General features: G+C 74.8%; 19 protein-coding genes. 10 read left to right on the top strand and 9 right to left on the bottom strand.

Annotated features, from left to right (window positions below):
• The first annotated feature begins 6 nt into the window (after nucleotides 1-6).
• A complete protein-coding gene (locus tag ACFV9M_RS16170; RefSeq protein WP_385069031.1) occupies nucleotides 7-339 on the top strand; it encodes a DUF6158 family protein in 333 nt (110 codons plus the stop codon).
• Between the two features lie 172 nt (nucleotides 340-511).
• Here ACFV9M_RS16170 and ACFV9M_RS16165 read toward each other — a convergent pair whose 3' ends face one another.
• The 3 genes from ACFV9M_RS16165 to ACFV9M_RS16155 form a co-directional block, all read right to left on the bottom strand.
• Nucleotides 512-1,063: a type 1 glutamine amidotransferase domain-containing protein gene (locus tag ACFV9M_RS16165; RefSeq protein WP_385069033.1), complete on the bottom strand. Its 552-nt coding sequence runs from the start codon at nucleotides 1,061-1,063 to the stop codon at nucleotides 512-514.
• An 81-nt stretch (nucleotides 1,064-1,144) separates the two neighbouring features.
• A complete protein-coding gene (locus tag ACFV9M_RS16160; protein ID WP_385069035.1) occupies nucleotides 1,145-1,522 on the bottom strand; it encodes a DUF2795 domain-containing protein in 378 nt (125 codons plus the stop codon).
• A gap of 127 nt (nucleotides 1,523-1,649) precedes the next feature.
• Entirely contained in the window at nucleotides 1,650-3,449 is a 1,800-nt protein-coding gene (locus ACFV9M_RS16155) for a thiamine pyrophosphate-requiring protein (protein WP_385069037.1), read from the bottom strand.
• Between the two features lie 284 nt (nucleotides 3,450-3,733).
• On the opposite strand from ACFV9M_RS16155, the gene ACFV9M_RS16150 reads away from it, so the two are divergent.
• The 4 genes from ACFV9M_RS16150 to ACFV9M_RS16135 all read left to right on the top strand — a co-directional run bounded on the left by ACFV9M_RS16150 (nucleotide 3,734) and on the right by ACFV9M_RS16135 (nucleotide 8,581).
• Nucleotides 3,734-4,528, top strand: a complete 795-nt coding sequence (locus tag ACFV9M_RS16150; protein WP_385069039.1) for an RNA polymerase sigma factor SigF — start codon at nucleotides 3,734-3,736, stop codon at nucleotides 4,526-4,528.
• 293 nt (nucleotides 4,529-4,821) lie between these two features.
• A complete protein-coding gene (locus tag ACFV9M_RS16145; RefSeq protein ID WP_385069041.1) occupies nucleotides 4,822-5,865 on the top strand; it encodes a hypothetical protein in 1,044 nt (347 codons plus the stop codon).
• 230 nt (nucleotides 5,866-6,095) lie between these two features.
• Nucleotides 6,096-7,343 carry an aminotransferase class I/II-fold pyridoxal phosphate-dependent enzyme gene (locus ACFV9M_RS16140; RefSeq protein WP_385069043.1) on the top strand — a complete coding sequence of 416 codons (1,248 nt, stop codon included), beginning with the start codon at nucleotides 6,096-6,098 and terminating at the stop codon, nucleotides 7,341-7,343.
• Nucleotides 7,340-8,581 carry an MBL fold metallo-hydrolase gene (locus ACFV9M_RS16135; RefSeq protein ID WP_385069045.1) on the top strand — a complete coding sequence of 414 codons (1,242 nt, stop codon included), beginning with the start codon at nucleotides 7,340-7,342 and terminating at the stop codon, nucleotides 8,579-8,581. The genes ACFV9M_RS16140 and ACFV9M_RS16135 overlap by 4 nt, the downstream gene beginning before the upstream one ends.
• 79 nt (nucleotides 8,582-8,660) lie before the next feature.
• On the opposite strand, the gene ACFV9M_RS16130 is transcribed toward ACFV9M_RS16135, so the two are convergent.
• Nucleotides 8,661-9,293 (bottom strand): DedA family protein, encoded by a 633-nt coding sequence (locus ACFV9M_RS16130; protein WP_385069046.1) that lies wholly within the window; start codon nucleotides 9,291-9,293, stop codon nucleotides 8,661-8,663.
• Nucleotides 9,290-10,063 (bottom strand): MBL fold metallo-hydrolase, encoded by a 774-nt coding sequence (locus ACFV9M_RS16125; protein ID WP_385069048.1) that lies wholly within the window; start codon nucleotides 10,061-10,063, stop codon nucleotides 9,290-9,292. The genes ACFV9M_RS16130 and ACFV9M_RS16125 overlap by 4 nt, the downstream gene beginning before the upstream one ends.
• Before the next feature lie 85 nt (nucleotides 10,064-10,148).
• Here ACFV9M_RS16125 and ACFV9M_RS16120 point away from each other — a divergent pair, with 85 nt between their 5' ends.
• The 4 genes from ACFV9M_RS16120 to dnaK all read left to right on the top strand — a co-directional run bounded on the left by ACFV9M_RS16120 (nucleotide 10,149) and on the right by dnaK (nucleotide 15,428).
• Nucleotides 10,149-10,550: a hypothetical protein gene (locus ACFV9M_RS16120; RefSeq protein ID WP_385069050.1), complete on the top strand. Its 402-nt coding sequence runs from the start codon at nucleotides 10,149-10,151 to the stop codon at nucleotides 10,548-10,550.
• Nucleotides 10,551-10,634: 84 nt separating this feature from the next.
• Nucleotides 10,635-12,716 (top strand): phage holin family protein, encoded by a 2,082-nt coding sequence (locus ACFV9M_RS16115; RefSeq protein ID WP_385069052.1) that lies wholly within the window; start codon nucleotides 10,635-10,637, stop codon nucleotides 12,714-12,716.
• A 151-nt stretch (nucleotides 12,717-12,867) separates the two neighbouring features.
• A complete protein-coding gene (locus ACFV9M_RS16110) occupies nucleotides 12,868-13,296 on the top strand; it encodes an OsmC family peroxiredoxin (RefSeq protein WP_385069054.1) in 429 nt (142 codons plus the stop codon).
• Nucleotides 13,297-13,547: 251 nt separating this feature from the next.
• Nucleotides 13,548-15,428, top strand: a complete 1,881-nt coding sequence (dnaK, locus tag ACFV9M_RS16105; RefSeq protein ID WP_385069056.1) for a molecular chaperone DnaK — start codon at nucleotides 13,548-13,550, stop codon at nucleotides 15,426-15,428.
• 61 nt (nucleotides 15,429-15,489) lie between these two features.
• Here the strand turns inward: dnaK and narJ are convergent, their stop codons facing one another.
• The 3 genes from narJ to ACFV9M_RS16090 all read right to left on the bottom strand — a co-directional run bounded on the left by narJ (nucleotide 15,490) and on the right by ACFV9M_RS16090 (nucleotide 17,885).
• Nucleotides 15,490-15,984 (bottom strand): nitrate reductase molybdenum cofactor assembly chaperone, encoded by a 495-nt coding sequence (gene narJ / locus ACFV9M_RS16100; protein WP_385069058.1) that lies wholly within the window; start codon nucleotides 15,982-15,984, stop codon nucleotides 15,490-15,492.
• 174 nt (nucleotides 15,985-16,158) lie between these two features.
• Complete coding sequence (locus ACFV9M_RS16095; RefSeq protein ID WP_385069060.1) at nucleotides 16,159-16,977, bottom strand: SAM-dependent methyltransferase; 819 nt, start codon at nucleotides 16,975-16,977, stop codon at nucleotides 16,159-16,161.
• A gap of 44 nt (nucleotides 16,978-17,021) precedes the next feature.
• Nucleotides 17,022-17,885, bottom strand: a complete 864-nt coding sequence (locus ACFV9M_RS16090; protein ID WP_385069061.1) for a helix-turn-helix domain-containing protein — start codon at nucleotides 17,883-17,885, stop codon at nucleotides 17,022-17,024.
• A 400-nt stretch (nucleotides 17,886-18,285) separates the two neighbouring features.
• Between ACFV9M_RS16090 and ACFV9M_RS16085 the strand changes: the two genes are divergently transcribed.
• Nucleotides 18,286-18,825, top strand: a complete 540-nt coding sequence (locus ACFV9M_RS16085) for a hypothetical protein (protein WP_385069063.1) — start codon at nucleotides 18,286-18,288, stop codon at nucleotides 18,823-18,825.
• 7 nt (nucleotides 18,826-18,832) lie between these two features.
• Here the strand turns inward: ACFV9M_RS16085 and ACFV9M_RS16080 are convergent, their stop codons facing one another.
• Nucleotides 18,833-19,672 carry a helix-turn-helix domain-containing protein gene (locus tag ACFV9M_RS16080; RefSeq protein WP_385069065.1) on the bottom strand — a complete coding sequence of 280 codons (840 nt, stop codon included), beginning with the start codon at nucleotides 19,670-19,672 and terminating at the stop codon, nucleotides 18,833-18,835.
• Between the last annotated feature and the right edge of the window lie 166 nt (nucleotides 19,673-19,838).

Here is a 19,838-nt window from a genome sequence, read left to right as displayed (position 1 = left end):
AACCCCATGGACGAACACGACGAGTGGGGCACGACCATGACCGGAGTCGACCCGGACCGGCTGGACGACCAGCAGCTCATGAAGGAGCTGGAGACGATCCACCGCACGCGCCACGACACTCTGCTGTACGGCTCGAACGACGCGCTGCGCGCCCACAACGACCGCATGGCCCAGCTGGAGGGTGAGTACCTGCGCCGCAACCCGCGCCGCTCCGTCGCCGCGAGCCGCACCCGCGAGGGCGCCCGGGAACGCGACGCCGCGGACGACGCGGGCGGCGGCGGCCGGACCCCGGTCGGCAAGTGGGGGCCGGGCAGAGCGGACGGCCCCGGCGGGGCCTGAGCCCACCGGGGCCGTTCCGGGAACCGCGGGGCCCTGGGGCCGTTCCGGGAGCCGCGGGGCCCTGGGGCCGTTCCGGGAACCGGCCGGGAACCGGTCAGCCCCGGCCGTCCACCGACGGCCGGAGCCGACCAGGGGCCGGAGCTGACCAGGGGCGCGGCACGGGCGCACGCTCTCAGTCGGCCTCCCCGGCCTCCTGGGTGAACACCTCCAGGTACGTCTCGCAGAACGCCTTCAGGTCGTCCGGCTTGCGGCTGGTCACCAGCTTGTTCGATCCGTGGTCGCACACCTTGACCTGCTCGTCCACCCAGGTGGCGCCCGCGTTGCGGAGATCGGTGCGCAGGCTCGGCCACGAGGTCAGCTCGCGGCCGCGGACCACGTCCGCCTCGACGAGCGTCCACGGGGCGTGGCAGATCGCCGCGACCGGGCGGCCCTGCTCGAAGAAGTCCCGGACGAACGCCACGGCCCGGTCGTCGGTGCGCAGGAAGTCCGGATTGGCGACACCGCCCGGCAGGACCAGCCCGCCGAAGGAGTCCGCGGAGACCTCGCCGACGACCTCGTCCACCGTGAACGTGTCCGCCTTGTCGAGGTGGTGGAAGGCCCGCACCTCGCCGGACGCCGTCGACACCAGGACGGGCTCGTGCCCGGCGTCCACCGCCGCCTGCCACGGATCGGTCAGCTCGACCTGCTCGACGCCCTCGGGTGCGGTCAGAAACGCGATGCGCATGATCGTTCAGAGTCCTTTCCTGACACGCCGGGGGCGATGACGCCCCCGGCACGATGTTTCCCGCGGCCCGGTCACGGCCCGTCAGCCGGCCCGGACCAGGGTCTCGGACAGTTCCTGCACGTTCGCGAAGCGCGCGTCGCGCGGCAGCCGCCGTACCGCCGCCACGAAGGCGTCCGGCGCGTTCTTGCGGCGCAGGGTCCGGGCGAGGTCCTCCGCGCCCGCGGGGAAGGAGCTGCGGCCCAGGATGCGGGCCAGCTCCAGCCGTACGGTCTCCAGCGACGCCCGGGGGGTGCCCGGCACCACCGGACCGCCCCAGATCTCCGGATCGTCCTCGGCGGACGGCTCCGGGTCGTGCCACTCCTCGGACCGCGTGGGGTGCCCGGACCTGAGCAGACCCTGCAGTTCATGCTTCATCTCGTCGTCCCGGTGGACGCTCAGCCGGTCACTGCCTCGCTGCATGTCTCCCTCCAGACCTTCGGGGTCGGCCCCCGCGTACCCGAGGGGCGGCGGCCGACACCGGTTGCGTCCCGCCGATGTGCCCTGTTCCCCCGAACGGGGGACGGCGGGCTCCGGCGGGCTCCGGCGGCTACCTCTTCTCCCGGCCCGGCAGGAACTCCTGCACCTTCGCCTTGAGGCCCTGCCTGATCACCGAACCCCGGTCGGCGTCGCCCTTGAGGAGCGAGGCGGCCGTGGCCTCCATCTGCTCCCAGGTCGCGTGCGGCGGGACCGGCGGCACGGCCGGGTCGGTGAGGAACTCCACGACCGCGGGCCCGTCCGCCTCCAGCGCCGTCCGCCAGCCCGCCTCGACGTCCTCCGGCTTCTCCACACGTACGCCGGTCAGACCCAGGGAACGGGCGAACGCCGCGTACTGCACGTCCGGGAGCTGCTGCGAGGGCAGGAAGGACGGGGCGCCCCCCATGGCGCGCATCTCCCAGGTGACCTGGTTGAGGTCGCGGTTGTTCCACACGGCGACCACCAGCCGCCGGTCCAGCCAGCGGTCCTTGTACTTCGCCGCCGTGATCAGCTCCGCGAGCCCGTTCATCTGCATCGCCCCGTCCCCGACCAGCGCGATGACCGGCCGGTCCGGGTGCGCGAACTTCGCGCCGATCGCGTACGGCACCCCGCAGCCCATCGTCGCGAGCGTCCCGGACAGCGAACCGCGCATCCCGGCCCGCAGGGTCAGGTGCCGCGCGTACCAGTTCGCCACCGAGCCCGAGTCGCAGGTGACGATCGCGTCGGCCGGCAGCAGCGCGTCCAGCGACCGGGCGACGTACTCCGGGTTGACCGGGTCGGCCGACAGCAGCGCCCGCCGCTCCATCACCTCGCGCCAGTGCCGTACGTTGTCGCACACCGTCTCGTACCACTCGCGGCCGCGCTCCTCGCCCGACGTCAGCATCGGGATCAGCCGGCGCAGCGTCTCCCGGGCGTCGCCGACCAGGTTCACCTCGTACGGGTAGCGCATCCCGACCATGTGCGGGTCGATGTCGATCTGCACACCGCGCGCCTTGCCGAACTCCGGCAGGAACTGCGTGTACGGGAACGACGAGCCGATCGTCAGCAGGGTGTCGCAGTCCCGCATCAGCTCGTACGACGGGCGGGTGCCGAGCAGGCCGATCGAGCCGGTGACGTAGGGGAGTTCGTCGCCGATGGCGTCCTTGCCGAGGAGCGCCTTGGCCACGCCCGCGCCGAGCAGGCCGGCGATCCGCTCCACCTCGGCGCGCGCCCCGGCCGCGCCCTGGCCGACCAGGATCGCCACCTTGTCCCCGGAGTCGAGGATCTCCGCCGCCCGCCGCAGCGACTCCTCCGACGGCACGGTCGTCCACTCGCTCCGGTCGAGGCTGGAGGGAACCATCTTGAACTCGTGTGTGGGGGCCGAGTACTCCAGTTCCTGGACGTCGCCGGGGATGATGACGGCGGTGGGGCAGCGGCGCGCGTACGCGGTGCGGATCGCCCGGTCCAGCACGTTCGGCAGCTGCTCGGGGACCGTGACCGTCTCCACGAAGTCCGAGGCGACGTCCTTGAACAGGGTGTGCAGGTCGACCTCCTGCTGGTACGAGCCGCCCATCGCGGTGCGGTGCGTCTGGCCGACGATCGCCAGCACCGGCACATGGTCCAGCTTGGCGTCGTACAGCCCGTTGAGGAGGTGGACGGCGCCCGGTCCGGACGTCGCCGCGCACACCCCGAGACGGCCGCTGAACTTGGCGTAGCCGACCGCCTGGAGCGCCGACATCTCCTCGTGCCGGGACTGCACGAACCGTGGCCGGTCGTCGGCCCGCCCCCAGGCGGCGAGCAGGCCGTTGATGCCGTCGCCGGGGTAGCCGAAGACCTGCTCCACACCCCATTCGCGCAGTCGTCGCAGGATGTGGTCGGAGACCGTGGTGCTCATGGGCGGGACCTCCCGGGCATCGGGAACGAGGGCATGGGGGCGTACGGCTGACCTCTGTCTGGCGTACGGCTGACCTCTGTCGGGTCACCCCGCAGGGCCCTCGGAAACCCCGGGCGGCGTTTGCGGGCCGGGGCGCAGGGCAGGCGCACACCCAGTGCTTCGGACCGGAGGCACGTCCGGGGACACCGCGAGGCCGCGGCCCCGGCAGGCCCGTCCAGCCGCTGTCGCGCGCTCCCGCGCCGACCGGCCACCACAGAGCACTTCCAAGGGAGTTGCTACGCATCATGCCGAACCGAGCGAGCGCGAGGCACCACCCGCACGACGACGCCCCCGACACCGACCGGGCCTTCCGCCGGCTCGCGGCCCTGCCGCCGGGCCCCGGGCGGAACACGCTGCGCGCCGAGATCGTCGAGGCCTGGCTGCCGATGGCGGACCGTCTCGCCGGACGCTTCCGCAGCCGCGGCGAGAGCTACGAGGACCTGCGGCAGGTCGCCGCCCTCGGCCTGGTCAAGGCCGTCGACCGCTACGACCCCGACCGGGGCCACGCCTTCGAGAGCTACGCCGTCCCCACCGTCACCGGCGAGATCAAGCGCCACTTCCGCGACCACCTGTGGACGCTGCACGTCCCGCGCCGCGTCCAGGACCTGCGCAACCGGGTCCGGATCGCCTGCCAGGACCTGTCCCGGACCGTCTCCGGACGCCGCCCCACCGACGCCGAGATCGCCGCGTGCGCGCAGTTGAGCGAGGAGGAGGTGCGGGAGGGGCTGGAGGCGCTGGAGAGCTTCACCGCGCTGTCCCTGGACGCCGAGGTGCCCGGCGGTGACGCCGGCTACTCCCTGGGCGACGCGCTGGGGGAGTCCGACCCCGCCCTCGACACGGTGGTCGACCGGGAGGCCGTGAAACCACGCCTGGCCGCGCTGCCGGAGCGCGAGCGGACCATCCTCTACCTGCGGTTCTTCGGGGACATGACGCAGAGCCGGATCGCCGAGCAGCTCGGCATCTCGCAGATGCACGTGTCCCGGCTGATCAACCGCTGCTGCGACCGGTTGCGGGAGCAGGTACTGAAGGACGCGGCGTAGGCACGGACGTGCCATAGGCGCGGATGTTGCCATAGGCGCGGGCGCGGGCGCGGACGCGGACACGGACGCGGCGTGGACCTTGCGGCGTCGACCCGGAGCCGTGGGCGTGTGCGGGGGGCGGCTCCCGCACTCCTCGCGGGGCCTTCCACGCTTCCGCACGGAACGTCACCCGGTCGGCGGGCTCTTCTCCCGCCAATGGCGGGCGGCCGCGCGCGGTCGTGGGCGGTGCGGGCTGTCATGGCCGTGGGGCATGGACGTCGTGTCCCGCAGTCGCAGGCCGAAGGAGCCGCCCCATGCGCCGCACCGCCCGTGTCCTGTCCGTCGCCGCTCTGGCCGGTGCCGTGCTGGCCGGTGCCGCCCCGGCCGCTTCCGCGGATCCGACAGCCGAGACGGGCCCGGCCACGGCCGCCCCGGACGGCAGCGTCACCGTCTCCGTCTCCTGCGACCCCCTCGGCGCTCCCGCCCCCGCCACCCTGGAGGCCACCTCGGACGCCTTCGCCGAGGGCACCGTCCGGCTGAGCCTCATACCCGGTGGCGACGAGCTGACCGGCCCCGTCTACCGCGGTACCGCCCGGATCGCCCCCGCCGACGCACTCGACGCCCCGCGGGAGACGGCCCCCACCGGCTCCGCCTCCACTGGCTCCGCCTCCACCGGCTCCGCCTCCACCGGCTCCGCCTCCACAGACTCCGCCCCCACCGGCTCCGCCTCCACCGGCTCCGCCTGGACCGTGGACGGCACCTGCCCGGCACCGCCCGGTGGGCAGGTCGCGCCGTGGAGCGCCACCTTCGGCGTCACCCGGGCCGAGAGCGGCGGCGGTCCGGCCTGCTCCCCGTCCCAGGGTGCCGACTGCGACAGCGGCGGCGGGCCGGAGTGCGCCCCCGGGCAGGGCGCGGACTGCGACAGTGGCGGCAAGCCGGAGTGCACCCCGTCCCAGGGCGCCGACTGTGACAGCGGCGGCAAGCCGGAGTGCACCCCGTCCCAGGGCGCCGACTGCGACAGCGGCGGCAAGCCGGAGTGCGCTCCCGCCCCCGCCCACGACGCGGAGTGCGACGGCGGCAAGACGTGCGCGGCACGGGAGCACGGAACCTCCTGCGCGCCGGACACCTCCTGCCCGAAGGGTCACGACGAGGAGTGCGCCGCCGCCGAACCCTGCCCGCGCGGCCATGACGACCCCTCCTGCGGGCCCCCGTCCGTCCAGCACGGTGTCCGGGCCGGGGCCGGCGGCGCGTTCGGTGTCTCCGTGCCCGCGCTGGCCGCCGGAGGGCTGCTGATCGCCGGTGCGCTCGGCGCCGCCGGGCACCGGCTGTGCCGTCGCGGCCCGCGGGAGGACGCCTGACACGGCGCGCGGGCCGGTCCGCGCCGCGCTGTGACCGGCGCAACCCGGGCGGACGGCCATGGGAGGACGCCCCGCGGGGTACTCAGAGCCCGAGAGCACACCCGGCCCCGAACGGGACCCCACGCACCACCCGGCACGCGGGCCGGCCGCCGGTTCCCGTGCCGAGGGGCGGGGCACCCACCGGGCGGCGACAGCACAGGGCACCAGGGACGGACTGCGCGGAGGACCTCATGCGGCGGACGGAACCGGGAGGGCACGGGCCCGTCCGCTACGGCCCGCAGCTCCCCCCGGACGGACTGCCCGTACCGCCCGCCCTCGCCGAGGTGCTCGCCGCCTCCGCCACCCGGGCCGGCGGCGAACCCGTCGGCGGCGGGACCGCCCTGCGCGAGGCCGCCTGCGGCTACTGGGAGCGGCGCGGCACGCCCACCGGGTCCGAGCGGGTCGTGGCCGGCCCCGGCGCCCCCGCCCTGCTGCTCGCGCTGACCGCGGCCCTCGGCGGTGACGTCCTCGTGCCGAGGCCCTGCGCGGCCTGGTGGGTGCCGGACGCCCGCCTGCTGGGACGACCCGTCTTCCATGTGGCGACGCCCGCCGAGTGCGGAGGCGTTCCGGACCCGTTCGCCCTGCTGGAGACCGTGCGCCGGGTCCGGGAGGAGGGGGGCGACCCGCGGCTGCTGGTGCTGTCCGTCGCCGACGACCCCACCGCCACCGTCGCCCCGCCCGAGGTGCTGCACGAGGCCGTGGAGGCCGCCGCCGCGGAGGGCCTGCACCTCGTCAGCGACGAGACCTGGCGCGACACCCTGCACCTCCCGCACGACACCGTGCTGGTGAGCCCCGCCGAGATGCTGCCCGAGCGGGTCACCGTCGTCAGCGACCTCGCCGGCGCGCTGCTGCCCTCGGGCTGGCCGGCCGCCGTCGCGCGCTTCCCCGGCACGGCCGACGGGGAGGCCCTCCGCGCACGCGTGCTCGACGTCCTCACCGCCCTCGACGCCCGCGTCGCCGCGCCGGTCGCCGCGGCCGCCGCCCATGCCCTGACCGAGCCCGAACCCCTCACCGCGCGCCTGCGGGACGCCGTACGCCTGCACGCGCGCGTGGCCGCCGCCGCGCACGCCGCCGTGGAGGCCGCGGGCGCCCTCGCCCGGCCGCCGCGGGCCGGCCGGCACCTGTACGTCGACCTCGCACCCCTGCACCCGGCGCTGTCCGCGCGGGGCGTCGGCGACGCGCAGGACCTGGAGGACCTCCTCACCGCCCGGCTCGGCCTGCCCGCGCCGGGCGGTCACCGCTTCGGGGACGACCTCGGGGCGCTGCGCGTCCGGCTGTCCACCGGCGACCTGCTGGGCGGCACGGACCCGGAGCGCGCCCGCTGCCTCACGTCCCCCACCCCGTTGGAACTGCCCCACGTGCAACGCGCGTTGACCCTTCTGAGGTCGGTCTTCGACGATCTCCGTGACGAAGCTCGGCGATGGGAGCCTCCTCGATGACGCAGCAGTCCGAGTCGACCACCACCACCCCCGCTGCCACGGCCACGGGTCCGACCGCCACCGCGAGCACCACCGCGAGCACCACCGCGAGCACCACCGCGAGCACCACCGCGAGCACCACCGCGAGCACCACCGCGAGCACCACCGCGAGCACCACCGTGGTGACCGCGCCCGTACGGGAAGCCGGCCCCCCTGCTCCGGCTCCGGCTCCGGCCCCGGCCCCGGCGAGGCCCGGCCCCCCGGGGGCCGTCCCGCCGGCGTCCCCCGTCCCGCCGCTCGCCGAGCCCCGCCCGCTCGGCGAGCCGCGGTCGTGGCCGCGCACCTTCCACGACCGGTTGACCGCGCCGCTGCCCGGCCTCAAGTCCCTCGCCCGGTTCGCCCGCGAGGGCTCCGTACGCCCCGGCAAGGAGGGCCTCGCCGACATCTCCGGGGTGCCGGTCGCACCCGGCCCGCTGCCCCGCGTGGACGCCCGCACCGTCGCCGTCACCTGGGCCGGACACGCCAGTTGGGTGGTCCGCGTCGGCGGCCTGACCGTCCTGACCGACCCGGTCTGGTCCCGCCGGATCCTCGGCACCCCGGCCCGCATCACGCCCGTGGGCGTCCCCTGGGAGGCGCTGCCGCCCGTGGACGCGGTCGTCATCAGCCACAACCACTACGACCATCTGGACGCGCCCACCCTGCGCCGGCTCCCGCGCGACACGCCCCTGTTCGTGCCGGCCGGGCTCGGCCGCTGGTGCCGGCGGCGCCGCTTCACCCGCGTCACCGAGCTCGACTGGTGGGAGGCGGCCGAACTGTCCGGCGTCCGCTTCGACTTCGTCCCCGCCCACCACTGGTCCAAGCGCACCCTCACCGACACCTGCCGCTCGCTGTGGGGCGGCTGGGTGCTGACCGCCCCCGACGGGCAGCGCGTGTACTTCGCGGGCGACACCGGGTACGGCCACTGGTTCTCCCGCATCGGCCGGCGCCATCCCGGCATCGACCTCGCCCTGCTGCCCATCGGCGCCTACGACCCCCGCTGGTGGCTCAGCGACGTCCACTGCGACCCGGAGGAGGCGGTACGGGCCGCGCAGGACCTGGGGGCGCGCCGGATGGCCCCCATGCACTGGGGGACGTTCGTGCTCTCCGCCGAGCCGGTCCTCGAACCCCTCACCCGGGTGCGGGCCGCCTGGGAGGCGGCGGGACGGGCCCGCGAGGACCTGTGGGACCTGCCGGTGGGGGGCTCCCGGATCCTGGACTAGGCGTTCTGTCCGGCTGTCCGGGGAGGTCGTGGACAGTGCCGCCCAGGACATCCCCGGTCCGGTCCCGCGCGCCCGGTCCTCAGGCCGCCCTCGTCCTGCGTACCCGGCGCCATACGCTCGGGGCCGCGCTGATCAGCACGGTCAGCGCGACCGCGGCGACCACGCCCTCCCACGGCTCCGGGAACAGCGAACCGCCCAGGATGCCGATGAGCTGGTAGGTCACCGTCCAGGCCAGACAGGCCGGCAGGTTGCCCCGCGCGAAGCGGCGCAGCGGCCACTCGGCCAGCAGGCAGGCCAGCATCACCGGTATCCGGCCCGCCGGCACCAGCCGGGACAGCACCAGCACCGCCGTGCCGTGGTCGGCCAGCTTGGCCTGCGCCTGTCCGAGCCGCTCCTCCGGCGCCCGCGACCGGATCGCCTCCAGCCAGCGCGAGCCGTTCTTCGACTTCAGCCCGCGCCGCCCGAGCCAGTACAGCGCCACGTCCCCCAGGAAGGCCGCCAGGGACGCCGTCAGGAACAGCAGCGCCAGCGAGAACGGCGCCGTCCGGTGGAAGGCGACCACGGCCGCCGTGCTCACCAGCGCCCCGGTCGGCACCACCGGCACCAGCGCGCCGATCAGCACCAGCAGGAACAGCGACGGATAGCCCAGCGCCTGCTGCGTGGACTCGGTCGGTATGACGGTGACGACCGAGGCCGACAGCGACGGCGTCACGACGTGGCCTCCAGACGCACGCTCTCCCCGTGTCCGAGCCGGTGTACGGCCACCTCCGGTGCCCGCTCCGCCGCCCGGCGCACGAACTCGTCACCCGGCGCATGGAATTCATGGGGGCGCACGGCGTCCAGCCCGATGGGCCAGTACGTGCCGTAGTGCACCGGTACCGCGCTCCGCGGCGCCAGCCGGGCCAGCGCCTCGGCCGCGCGCCCGGCGTCCAGGTGCCCCTCCCCGAGGTACGGCCCCCACCCGCCGACCGGCAGCAGCGCCACGTCGACCGGGCCGACCTCCTTGGCCATGTCCTCGAACAGGCCCGTGTCACCCGCGAAGTACGTGCGGGCCGCGCCCTCGACGACGTACCCGAGGGCGGGGCAGCGGTGCGGTCCCAGCGGCAGCCGCCGTCCGTCGTGCAGCGCCGGCACGGCCCGGATCCGCAGGTCGCCGACGGACGTCTCCTCGCCCGGCGCCATCTCGCTCAGCCGCAGGTGCGTCAGGCGCCGCAGACCGGGCACGGCGCGCGGCGCGCCCCGGGGCACCAGCAGGCGCGTGCCCGGCGCGAGGCGCGCCAGCGAGGGCACGTGCAGATGGTCGGAGTGCAGGTGCGACACGAGCGCCACGTCCGCGCGCCCGGCCTCGGGCGGCGGCAGCGCGCCCCGGCGGCGGCGCAGATGCGCCAGCCTGCGGGCGAACAGGGGATCGGTGAGCACACGGACGTCCGAATCCTCGACCGTGCAGGTGGCGTGACCCCACCAGGTGATCTCCACCGGCACCTCTTTGCCTCCTTCGCGCGACTCCCCCGAAGCCTACGGGCAGGGGTAGGGTCGGCGGCGAAACCCGGAGGTGAGGGGGGACGCCATGGGACCGGTGCGGGTCACGGCGATCGCGAGTCTGACGCCGCTGGAGGAGCTGGACGCCGATCCCTTCCTGGTGGACTCCCGCAGCCAGCACGCGATGTGCGCGCGGTGGGCCGCGGAGCGCGGCTACGTCGTCAGCCGCGAACTGCTCGTGCGGGGCCTGCGGGCCGACCACGACGTGCTGTGGGACGGGGTCCGGCCCGGCGTCGACCTGTTCGTCGCGCCCAGCCGGCGGGTGCTCGAGAGCGCCCTGTCCTCGGTGGAGGAGTTCCTCGCGGAGTGCGCGCGGCGCGGGGCGCGGGTGGAGACGGTGGGCTGCGCGGAACCCGCCTACGACGCGCAGATGAAGGCCCGGGTGCACCGCAGGCTGTCGATGCCGACCGCCGGGTACGACGGAGGCTGACCCCGCCCGTGGCGGCCGGGGCGGTGTGGCAGGGTGGAGACGGCTCCCGCGGGTGACGGGGCCGGATGGAGAGGTGTTCGGGGCGTGGGTGCGAGGCGTTGGCGGCGGGCCGTCGGTCAGACCGGGCGGAGCGTCGCGGTGTGGGGGGTGTCCACGGTCACGATGCTCGTCCTCGCGGGGATCCTGCCGGACTTCAGACTCCAGTCGCCCTCCGGCGACAGCGCCACCACCATCGCCGTCACCGCCGCCGCCGGCGCGGGCGTGTTCGGTCTGCTGTCGGCCCTGGTGTGGCCCCTCCTGGTCCGTCTGCTGCTGCTCGTGCCGGCCCTCGTCCTCGGCCTGCTGGTGTTCTTCCTCAACGGCTCGCTGCTCCTGCTCGCCCTGCGGCTGAACCCCTCCGGGCAGAGCGAGGCGGCCCCCGAGACGGCCGTCATCGTCGCCGCCGTGATGTCCGCCGTCGCCTCCGCGACCGGAGGCGCCCTCGCCGTCCGCGACGACGACGCCTACCGGCACCGCCTGTACCGCCTCGCCGACCGCCGCCGCCGGGGCGGCCCGGCCTGCCCCGCCACCCCCGGCACCGTCTTCCTCCAGCTCGACGGCGTCGGCCACGACGTCCTCCTCACCGCCGTCGGCAAGGGGCTCATGCCGACGGCCGCCCGCTGGCTCGGCCACGGCCCGCGGCAGGGCCCGCCCGCCACCCACCGCCTCACCCCGTGGCGCACCGACTGGTCCAGCCAGACCGGCGCGAGCCAGCTCGGCATCCTGCACGGCAGCAACCACGACGTGCCCGCCTTCCGCTGGTACGAGAAGGACACCCGGGAGGTGATGGTCTGCAACCGTCCCACCAGCGCCGCCGAACTCCAGCGCCGCGCGGTCGAGCGCACCGGCGACGGCGGACTGCTCTCCGCCGACGGCGCCAGCCGCGGCAACCTCTTCGGCGGCGGCGCCGGCGAACAGGCCCTGGTGCTGTCCATCGCGGCCCGCCGGCGCTCCCGCGCGACCCGCTCCCGCGCCGGCTACTTCGCGTACTTCTCCGACCCCGCCAACGCCGTCCGCACCGCCCTGTCGTTCGTCGCGGACGCCGCCCGCGAGATCGGCCAGTCCACCCGGGCCCGGCTGCGCAAGGAGCGCCCGCGCGTCGCCCGCGGCGGGCTCTACCCCCTCGTCCGCGCCTTCGCCACCGTCGTCGAACGGGACGTCGTGGTCGCCGCCGTGACGGGCGACATGCTCGCCGGCCGCACCGCCGTCTACGCCGACCTCGTCGCCTACGACGAGGTCGCCCACCACTCCGGGCCGCTCAGCCGCGACGCCGAGCAGGTGCTCACCCGCCTCGACCGGGCGCTGGCGCTCGTCGAGAACGTCGCCGAGCACGCGCCGCGGCCGTACCGGATCGTCGTCCTGTCCGACCACGGCCAGAGCCCCGGCGAGACCTTCCGCTCCCGCTACGGCCTCACCCTCGCCGATCTGGTGCGGGCCGGCTGCGGGCTGCCCGTGCCGCGCAGGGCGCAGCGCACCCGCAGCGGCGCCGAGGCGCGCGCCGCGGTCCGGGCGGCCCTGCGCCGGCCGGTGGAGGAGGGCGGCGAGCAGCACCGCCCGTCCCGCCGCTCGGAGCCGGTCGTGCTGGCCTCCGGCAACCTCGGCCTGGTCTCCTTCCCCGACGTGCCGCACCGGATGAGCAAGGAGGAGATCGACGCCCGGCACCCCGCCCTGCTCTCCACGCTCGCCAACCACCCCGGCATAGGCTTCCTCCTCGTCCGCAGCGAGGAGCACGGCGGCGTGGTGCTCGGCGCGTACGGGGCGCAGATCCCCGTGGACCGGCTCGACGAGGAGCCGGGTCCGCTCGCCGCGTTCGGCCCCGGGGCCGCCGAGGCGGTCCGGCGCACCCACTCCTTCCCGCACGCCGCCGACATCATGGTCAACTCCTTCCACGACCCCGCCGACGGCGAGGTCCTCGCCTTCGAGGAGCAGATCGGCTCCCACGGCGGCCTCGGCGGCGCCCAGACCAAGCCGTTCCTGCTGTCCCCGCTGTCCCTGTCCACCCCCGTCCCCCACGGTGCGGACCTGGTCGGCGCCGAGCACGTCCACCGCGTCCTGCGCCGCTGGCTGCGCGAGTCCGACGGCCCCCAGGTGCCCCTGCGAACGGTCCGGGAGGAGCGCGCCGCCTGAGGACGAACCCGGGGGCGGGTGGCCGGCCGTGATCCGTCGTCGTGTCCGGTGTCCGTCACGTGCGGAGGGCCCAGGTGTGATCGGATGGGGCCGGGCACCCGGCAACGGGACCGCCCGGCCGTCATCGTCCGTCTTGGAAAGGAATCCCGTCGTGGCCACCACGCGCTCCGCACACACCGTCTGGGAAGGCAGCCTGACCGAGGGCAACGGCGTCATCGCCTTCGACTCCTCCGGGGCCATCGGGGAGCAGCCCGTGACGTGGGCCGCCCGCAGCCAGGAGGCGAACGGAAAGACCAGCCCCGAGGAGCTGATCGCGGCCGCCCACTCCAGCTGCTTCTCGATGGCCTTCTCGCACGCCCTCGCCGGCGCGGGCAACCCGCCCGCCAAGCTCGTCACCTCGGCAGACGTCACCTTCCAGCCGGGTGAGGGCATCACGGGCATCCACCTGACCGTGGAGGGCACCGTGCCCGGCCTCGACGAGGAGGCGTTCGTCGCCGCCGCCGAGGAGGCCAAGGTCAACTGCCCGGTCAGCCAGGCCCTGAAGGCCGTACCGATCACCCTGTCGGCGAAGCTCGCCTGAGCCGGCACGGCACGGCATCCGCCCGGGGGTGCCGGACGTCCGCCACGGACGCCTCGCACCCCCGGCGCACCGCCGACCGCGTGCCTGTCGTCCCCCCTCGACGACGGGCACCCGTCCCGCTGACCGCAGGGCCGGCGGGGCGGTCCGCCGGACGTCCGCGGCGCGCGAACGGCCCCCCATTGACAGGAGCCCGCGCACGTTTTGTGCTGGAAGTCCTGGAGTGCGGGGCTCCCTGGCGGAAGGGGACAGCGATGGGACGTCCGGTCGGTGTCGATCTCGGCACCACGAACTCGGTGGTGGCCGTCCTGGAGGGCGGCGAACCCACGGTCATCGCCAACGCGGAAGGCGCCAGGACCACGCCGTCGGTCGTGGCCTTCGCCAAGAACGGCGAGGTGCTCGTCGGCGAGGTCGCCAAGCGGCAGGCCGTGACCAACGTCGACCGCACCGCCCGCTCGGTCAAGCGCCACATGGGCGACGCGCACTGGCGCTTCCCGGACCGGGGCGACGTGGACGGCACCCGCTACCGCGCCCAGGAGCTGTCCGCCCGCGTCCTGCAGAAACTGAAGCGGGACGCCGAGTCCTACCTCGGCGAGGACGTCACCGACGCGGTGATCACGGTGCCCGCCTACTTCGACGACGCCCAGCGGCAGGCCACGAAGGAGGCCGGGGAGATCGCCGGCCTGAAGGTCCTGCGGATCATCAACGAGCCCACCGCCGCCGCCCTCGCCTACGGCCTCGACCGCGGCGAGGAGCAGACCGTCCTCGTCTTCGACCTCGGCGGCGGCACCTTCGACGTCTCCCTCCTGGAGATCGGCGACGGCGTCATCGAGGTCAAGGCCACCAACGGCGACACCCACCTCGGCGGCGACGACTGGGACCAGCGGATCGTCGAGTACCTGGTGAAGAGGTTCAAGGGGCAGTACGGCATCGACCTCGGCACCGACCGGATGGCGCTGCAACGGCTGCGCGAGGGCGCCGAGAAGGCGAAGATCGAGCTGTCCAGCTCCTCCGAGACGACGATCAACCTCCCCTACGTCACGGCCGGCGCCGAGGGCCCCCTCCACCTCGACGAGAAACTGACCCGCGCCCAGTTCCAGGAGCTCACGGCCGACCTGCTGGACCGCTGCCGCAGGCCCTTCCACCAGGCCGTCGAGGACGCCGGCGTCAAGCTGTCCGCGATCGACCACGTCATCCTCGTCGGCGGCTCGACCCGGATGCCCGCCGTGACGGAGCTGGTGCGGGAGCTGACCGGCAAGGACCCGCACAAGGGCGTCAACCCCGACGAGGTGGTGGCGGTCGGCGCCGCCCTCCAGGCGGGTGTCCTGCGCGGGGACGTCAAGGACGTACTGCTCCTCGACGTCACCCCGCTGTCCCTCGGCATCGAGACCAAGGGCGGCATCATGACCAGGCTCATCGAACGCAACACCACGATCCCCACCCGCCGTTCGGAGATCTTCACCACCGCCGCCGACAACCAGCCCTCGGTCGGCATCCAGGTCTACCAGGGCGAACGCGAGATCGCCGCGTACAACAAGAAGCTCGGTGTCTTCGATCTGACGGGCCTGCCGCCGGCCCCGCGCGGGGTGCCGCAGATCGAGGTGGCCTTCGACATCGACGCCAACGGGATCATGCACGTCTCCGCGAAGGACCTCGCCACCGGCCGGGAGCAGAAGATGACGGTGACCGGGGGTTCGGCGCTCCCGAAGGACGACATCGACCGCATGATGCGGGAGGCCGAGCAGTACGCCGAGGAGGACCGCAAGCGCCGGGAGGCGGCCGAGACCCGCAACCAGGCCGAGCAACTCGTCTACCAGACGGAGAAGTTCCTCCGCGACAACGCCGACCGGATCCCCGCCGACACCCGGTCCGAGGTCGAGTCGGCCGCCGCCGACCTGAAGGCCCTGCTGGAGCGGAACGCCGACACGGCGGCCCTGCGGGACGGCGTCGACAAGCTCGCCACGGTCAGCCAGCGCATGGGCCAGGCGATGTACGCGCAGGCCGAGCAGCAGCGGCCGACGGCCGACGGCACCGGGCCGGGCGGCCCGCCGCGGGACGAGGAGACCGTGGTGGACGCGGAGATCGTCGACGACGACAAGGACACCGGCAAGGACGCCCGCGGCCCGGCCGCCTGACGGCCACGGCGGCGACGCCGCACGCACGCGGCGCGGGGCAGGACGCCCCGGAGGAGGACGGTCAGCGGCGGCCTCCGGCGGGGGTGGGCGGCAGGGTGGCGCACACCGCGTCCAGCACGCACGCGTACGGCGTTCCGGCGGCGGTGAGCCGGGAGCGCAGCCGCGCCAGGGCGGCGCGGTGCTCGACGAGCGGTCCGGTGTCGCCGGTGCGCGAGGTGAACTCCAGGACCGCGGGCAGGAAGTCGGGCAGCTCCTCGCCGGTGAACTCCAGGCCGTGGGCACGGTAGAGGTCCTTGAACCGGCCCAGCGACATCCCGCGCCGCCGGGTGTCGCCGTCGTTCCACCGGCTCAGGTACAGGCTGTGCCGGTTCTCGACGTCGAAGACCTCCACGTAGTGCGCCTGGAGGTCCCGCTGCGGTGTCACGGCCGCGTGGTCGGTGAACTCCCGCAGCTGCGGGGCCGCCTCGCGCAGCAGCGGCAGCCGGGCCCGGAAGTCGTCGTCCGGGTAGGTCAGGCAGAGCGCCGCCGCCTGGTACAGCACCTCGAAACCGGGCATCGGACCTCCTCGTCGTCGTCCGCGGTCTGCCGTCCGCGCGGGATGCGGACGTTCTCCACCGGCACCAGCGGCAGCCTCCTGCGTCCCGAGTCCCGCCCCCTGTCTCGAACCTAGGGGCGGGCGCGGGAGCGCACCCGTTCACGGCGCCCGTACGGGTCACCCGGCACCGGCGCCTCAGGGTTTGCGGGCGACCCCCGCGTACACCGGCACGATGCCCTCGGCCTGGACGGCCACGTCCTCCGGCTCCGGCCGCCAGCCGGTGACCGGGATGACGCCCGGGCCCAGCAGCTCCAGGCCCTCGAAGAAGCGGGAGAACTCCGCCAGCGAGCGCGGGTGGAAGGGGGTGCCGCTCTGCCGGAAGCTGTCCGCCGCCTTCGCGATGGCCTCGGGGTTCAGATCGGGGGTGACCTGGGACAGGATCAGATGACTGCCCGGTGCGAGCGCCGCCATGTACGTCCGGAGCAGCCCGTACACGTCGTCGCCGGCCGGGTCCTCGTCCAGGTAGTGGGTGAGCGCCACCAGCGACAGGGCGACCGGCCGGCCGAGGTCCAGGGTCTCGCCCGCCCGGTCCAGCAGGGTGTCCAGGTCGCGGACGTCGGCGTGCACGTACTGGGTGGCCCCCTCGGGGGAACCGTGCAGCAGCGCCTCCGCGTGCCGCAGCACGATCGGGTCGTTGTCGGCGTACACCACCCTCGACTCCGGGGCCACGCCCTGCGCCACCTGGTGCAGGTTGGGCTCGGTGGGGATGCCGGTCCCGATGTCCAGGAACTGGCGCACCCCGGCCCCGGCGACGGCCCGCACGGCCCGGTGCATGAACCGGCGGTTGGCGCGCGCCCCGCGCACCACCGTGCCGTCCACGGCGAGGATCCGGCGGGCCAGCCGCTCGTCCACGGGATAGTTGTCCTTGCCGCCCAGCCACCAGTCGTACACGCGCGCCGGATGCGGCCTGCTGGTGTCGACGCGGACGGGCGCTGCGGACTCGGATCCGGTCATGCGGGGTCTTCTCCTGGTGGTGGGATCGGTGGTGACGGCCGTGCTCACGGGGTCCCGCGGAGTTCCCGCAGGAGCGTGACGGTGCGCTGTGCCGACGCGGCGTGCGCCGTCATGTGGTCGAGGACCTCCAGGTGCAGGGAGACCTCCTTGCGCGAGTCCAGGTACAGGGCGCCGGACAGGTACTCGGTGACGACCATGTCCGGCAGCTCGGGCTCGGCGAAGCGGAAGAGCGAGAACGGCGCGGACGTCCCCGGGTGCGGGCCGTCGGCCAGCTCGGCGACCTGCAACGTGATCCGGTCGCGGTCGGCGAACTCCAGCAGCTTGTCGAACTGCTCGTACATCACCGAGGGGTCGACGCTCACCGGGCGGCGCAGCACCGTCTCGTCCATCACCACCCACAGGTGCGGCGGGTTCGGGCCGTCCAGCAGCCGCTGCCGGGCCATGCGCAGCGACACGTGCCGCTCGATCGCCTCCGGGCTGGTCCGCCCGACCGTCCCGGCCTCCAGCACGGCCCGCGCGTACGCCTCGGTCTGCAACAGGCCCGGCACGAAGTGCGGTTCGTAGGAGCGGATCATCCGTGCCGCGCCCTCCAGGCTCACGTACAGGCTGAACCACTCCGGGAGCACGTCGTGGAAGCGCTGCCACCAGCCGGGGCGGTTCGCCTCCTCGGCGAGCGCGACGAACGCGGCGGTCTCCTCCTCGGACACCCCGTACGTCTCCAGCAGCACCTGCACGTACGGGATCTTCAGCGCGACCTCGGCCGTCTCCATGCGCCGCACGGTCGCCTGGGCCACGCGCAGCGCGCGGGCCGCCTCGTCACGGCCGAGGCCGGCCGCCTCGCGCAGCTCCTGAAGCCGTCTGCCGAGTACCACCTGGCCCACCGTGGGCGCGGGCCGTCGTTCACTCACGCCACGTCTCCCCTACGTGTCGAGGCACGCGGGCCAGTGTGTCATGCCGCGGCGGTGCTTCCACAGGGGCGACGGCGGGACGACCCCACCGGGCGGCACCGGACGGCCGGACGGCACCGGACGGCCGGGCGTGGCGGCCGGCATGACCCCGTGGGTAATCGACCCGGTCCGCCGCGGGCGGGATCGTGGAGGCGGCGGGTCCGGGCCGGCGCACTCCGGCCCGGACCCGCCGTCCCCGCCCGCGTACCGACCTCGACGGAGGGTGATGCGTCATGTCCGCGACCCTGCCCACATCCCGAACCGCCGCGCAGCCCGCGGTGCGGCCCGCCCCGCAGCCCGCCGCGCTCACCGCGCTCGCCCGCACCGCCGAGCCGCACAGCGCCCTGCGCCGTTCCTCGCCGTGGACGCCGTGGACGCCGTGGACGCCGTGGACGCCGTGGTCACCGCCGTCAACGGCCTCGCCTACCTCGCCGTCTCCGGTCCGCTCGGCGGGCTCCTCGGCGTCGCCCCGGGGCTGCTGCTCGGACTCGGCCTCTTCCTGACGGCGTACGCGGCCGCGGTGGGTCTCCTCGCCTCCCGCGCCCGTCCGGCCGCGCCGGCCGTGAGGGCGGTGGTCGAGGTCAACCTCGCCTGGTCGGCGCTTAGGGCGTTTTTGATGGATCTCCGCGGCGTCGCGGCGTTCGGTGCGCACTCTCGCCGCACGGTGCGGAGGGCCAGGTGGCTCCGCCACATGACCCTCCGCACCGCACACCGAGAGCACGCACCGAACGCCGCTCCTTCTTCCACGGAGATCCATCAGAAGCGCCCTAGCGCCTGCGCGCTCGCCGCCTGGCTGTCACCGACCGCGGTGGGCGCGGTCTGGACGGTGCTCCAGGCGCTGGTGGTGGCCGCTCTCGCGGTGCTCCAGCACCTTGCGCTGCGGGCGGCCCGGCGCGGCTGACGGCGGCTCAGCCGGACAGCGCGTGCAGGTACGCGACCGTCTCCGGGTCGGCCGGGAGGAACGTCTCGATGGCCAGTTCGGCGACGGTCACGTCCATCGGGGTGTTGAACGTGGAGATGGAGGAGACGAACGACAGCGTCCGCCCCCCGTGCTCGATCCGCAGCGGCAGCGCGACGCAGGGCACCGGCTCGGCCGGTTCGCACGGGGAGACGGTCCCGGGCACCGGATAGGCCGCGACCTCCTCGTACAGCTCCCGCAGCGGGGCGGAGCGGTGCAGGGCGATCTGGCGCTCCATCTGGGCCAGCAGGTGCCGCCGCCACTCCGGCAGGTTGCGGATGCGCGGCGCGAGGCCCCGCGGGTGGAGGGTCAGGCGCATCGCGTTCAGCGGCGGCGTCAGCAGGGACTCGGGGACGCCGTCCAGCAGCATCATGATCCCGCGGTTGGCCGCCTGCACGTCGTACAGGGCGTCCACCACCAGCGCCGGGTACGGCTCGTAGCCCCGCAGCAGGCGCTGAACGCCCGCGCGCAGCCCGTGCAGCGCCGGGTCGTCCAGCGGGGTCTCGCGGTAGCGCGGGGCGTACCCCGCCGCCAGCAGCAGCGCGTTGCGCTCGCGCACGGGGACGTCGAGGTGCTCGGCGAGCCGCAGCACCATCTCCTCGCTGGGCCGCGAGCGGCCGGTCTCGACGAAACTGACGTGCCGGGCCGAGGAGTCCGCGCGCAGGGCCAGCTCCAGCTGGCTGAGCCGCCGCCGCTGCCGCCAGGCCCGCAGCAGCGGGCCCGCGCCCCGGCTGGACGGGGCGGCGGGGGAGGTGGCGGGGGCGGCGGTGCCGGTCTCGACGGTCGTCATGCCCGCGACCGTAGCCGAGGGGTGGCGTCCCGCACGAGGCGTTCGGGGCGGGTCCGGCCGGGCGCCGACGGGCGGGCGTGGCCCGCCGGCCGTCCGGGAACGCTCTGACCAGGGCCGCCAGGCCTGTTCTGTGGCAGGCTGGACGGGTACGCGACACCCCTGAAGG

This window comes from Streptomyces sp. NPDC059895, from assembly GCF_042731035.1.
Taxonomy (GTDB): Bacteria; Actinomycetota; Actinomycetes; order Streptomycetales; family Streptomycetaceae; genus Streptomyces.
Note: the sequence above shows the minus strand (reverse complement) of the source record. Positions and strands in the feature narration are given on the sequence as shown.

Coding starts and splice junctions, on each gene's coding strand:
- ACFV9M_RS16145 (WP_385069041.1), top strand. CDS start 4,822: ATGCGCCGCACCGCCCGTGTCCTGTCCGTCGCCGCTCTGGCCGGTGCC.
- ACFV9M_RS16120 (WP_385069050.1), top strand. CDS start 10,149: ATGGGACCGGTGCGGGTCACGGCGATCGCGAGTCTGACGCCGCTGGAG.
- ACFV9M_RS16150 (WP_385069039.1), top strand. CDS start 3,734: ATGCCGAACCGAGCGAGCGCGAGGCACCACCCGCACGACGACGCCCCC.
- ACFV9M_RS16080 (WP_385069065.1), bottom strand. CDS start 19,672: ATGACGACCGTCGAGACCGGCACCGCCGCCCCCGCCACCTCCCCCGCC.
- ACFV9M_RS16165 (WP_385069033.1), bottom strand. CDS start 1,063: ATGCGCATCGCGTTTCTGACCGCACCCGAGGGCGTCGAGCAGGTCGAG.
- ACFV9M_RS16160 (WP_385069035.1), bottom strand. CDS start 1,522: ATGCAGCGAGGCAGTGACCGGCTGAGCGTCCACCGGGACGACGAGATG.
- ACFV9M_RS16095 (WP_385069060.1), bottom strand. CDS start 16,977: ATGACCGGATCCGAGTCCGCAGCGCCCGTCCGCGTCGACACCAGCAGG.
- ACFV9M_RS16135 (WP_385069045.1), top strand. CDS start 7,340: ATGACGCAGCAGTCCGAGTCGACCACCACCACCCCCGCTGCCACGGCC.
- ACFV9M_RS16140 (WP_385069043.1), top strand. CDS start 6,096: ATGCGGCGGACGGAACCGGGAGGGCACGGGCCCGTCCGCTACGGCCCG.
- ACFV9M_RS16170 (WP_385069031.1), top strand. CDS start 7: ATGGACGAACACGACGAGTGGGGCACGACCATGACCGGAGTCGACCCG.
- narJ (WP_385069058.1), bottom strand. CDS start 15,984: ATGCCCGGTTTCGAGGTGCTGTACCAGGCGGCGGCGCTCTGCCTGACC.
- ACFV9M_RS16155 (WP_385069037.1), bottom strand. CDS start 3,449: ATGAGCACCACGGTCTCCGACCACATCCTGCGACGACTGCGCGAATGG.
- dnaK (WP_385069056.1), top strand. CDS start 13,548: ATGGGACGTCCGGTCGGTGTCGATCTCGGCACCACGAACTCGGTGGTG.